The 1,173-nt window shown below is 35.1% G+C and carries 1 protein-coding gene; it reads left to right on the top strand.

Translation table 11 applies throughout. The features are described from left to right. Window positions 1-35 precede the first annotated feature (35 nt). The coding region (gene folP, locus A5294_RS06405) for a dihydropteroate synthase (protein WP_064340738.1) at window positions 36-1,173 on the top strand (1,138 nt) is incomplete at its 3' end.

The following is a 1,173-nucleotide window of genomic DNA, read 5'->3' as shown; positions in this document are numbered from 1 at the left end:
TTTTAAATATGAGGTTTTAGAAAGAAAGAATACAAATGCGAATTATTGAAAGCAATTTGGAGAATGCATCTTCTAAAAATATTGCAGATATAGCGTTACTGCAGGATCTTTGTGTAAATCAAAAAATTTTATGCACGTGGGAAAATATTAGCGAAAACGATTTAAGCAAAGTAGCTGATTTTCTCGATCATTTTGATACAGCTATCAAAGTTTCCGAGTCTTCTATTGACTTCATTTTGCCGTTTATTGCTCTTAAACCTTTTATGCAAGAATGCGAAAAAGCATGGTACGAAGATCGAGAATTACTTGCAAGTTTGCGCTCGCTATTAAAGCAAAAAGCAATTGTGTGGAATGCAGGGCGATTCTGCTTTGATACACTTGACAAGCCGATAGTTTACGCGATTTTGAATATTACTCCTGACTCATTCTATGACGGCGGCAAGTACCAAAGTGAGGACGAAGTAAATAGCCATATTAAAGAAATAGTTGAAGCCGGTGCTGATGTTATAGAAGTAGGCGGTCAAACTACAAAACCTGGCGGTTATTTAGAAATTACTCCAGAAGAGGAAATAAGTCGCGTTATACCTGCTATTAAGTATATTCACAAAAATTATCCTCAAATTGCTGTAGCAGTAGACACTTACAAGTTACCTGTAATGGAAGCTGCAATTGAAGCTGGCGTAGATATTATAAATGATGTTCGTGCGTTTGATTCTCCAGAAAAAGTAAAGCTTATGGCAGATTCTAACGTTGGATTAGTAACAATGCATAGCAATAGAGATACAGAATATGACAATTTAACAAAGGTTATGTGTCAATTCTTTAGTGATAATTTAAAAATGCTTGTTGATGGAGGAGTTGACTTAAATAGGATCATTCTTGATCAAGGAATTGGCTATGCAAAGGTTGCTGATGGTGAACAAGATTATGCAATGATGCGCAATATTAATCAATTGCATCGTTTTGGTAGACCAATATTGGTTGCGATTTCTAGAAAAGGCTTTGGTAAGAAGCTTTTTAATTTAGATAAAGAAGATCGTTTGCCAGTTACTTTAGTTGCAGAAACAGCGATGTTTATGGCTGGTGGACGTGTAATACGTGCTCATGATATTGCAGAAACAAAGCAATTAGTTGAAATGATCGATGTTATTAATAGAAATTACTGGTTTAAGT

Source organism: Gardnerella sp. 30-4, assembly GCF_001641215.1.
Taxonomy (GTDB): domain Bacteria; phylum Actinomycetota; class Actinomycetes; order Actinomycetales; family Bifidobacteriaceae; genus Bifidobacterium; species Bifidobacterium leopoldii.
The sequence above is the reverse complement of the archived record's forward strand: the minus strand, read 5'-3'. Positions and strand labels throughout refer to the sequence as shown.